Genomic DNA, 664 nt, shown 5'->3' with positions numbered 1-664 from the left:
CGAGGGCGGCTCGGTGACCCACGTCCGGGACTACCTCGACAACCGCACCTTCGACACCCTCGCCGAGGCTGAGAAGGCCAAGAAGGACCTGGAGCTCAAGACCACCGGCTGGTCGGGCAAGATCGTGCCCGTCGAGACGGACAAGCTCGCGAAGAACAAGCGGGAGTCGTACAAGAAGTACGTCTCCATCGCCGCGTGGCAGAAGTGCTGGGTGGCCGAAAAGACCGAGGCCGACGCTGAGGCGCTGGCTCGTGGCGGAAGCCAGGAGCTGAAGGGCGAACACGGTTGGGCCGGCGTCACCGTCACCCGCATCACCAGGGACGAGTACATCAAGGTCGACCAGGACAGCTGGTGGTCGAGCGACAGGACGGCCTTCTACTTCAAGAAGGAGAACGGCTTCTACAAGGCCACCTACTGGGTGCGGTACGACCTGGACTACAAGCTGAAGGGCCACGTCGTGGACCTGAAGCTGAAGGACGTCGGCAGCCTGGGTGGCAACGTCGGCGGCCAGGGCATCGCCTACAACCAGAAGATCGGCACGCCGGTCTTCATGTTCGGCTACCCGAGCGGTTCGCACCCGGACGGCAACTACGCCTTCACCGGCAAGACCCTCAAGTGGTCGTACGGCAAGACCTTCGCGGCCGCCGCTCCGGCGGTGAAGGGC

Annotated in this window: 1 pseudogene; it reads left to right on the top strand. The window is 64.5% G+C overall.

Annotated features, from left to right (window positions below):
* Nucleotides 1-13: 13 nt before the first annotated feature.
* A pseudogene (locus tag Mth01_RS29430) lies at nucleotides 14-664 on the top strand (hypothetical protein); the annotation flags it as partial.

Origin of the sequence: Sphaerimonospora thailandensis, assembly GCF_016863115.1 — a bacterium.
GTDB classification, from domain to species: Bacteria; Actinomycetota; Actinomycetes; order Streptosporangiales; family Streptosporangiaceae; genus Sphaerimonospora; species Sphaerimonospora cavernae.
This window is presented reverse-complemented; position numbering and strand designations above follow the sequence as displayed.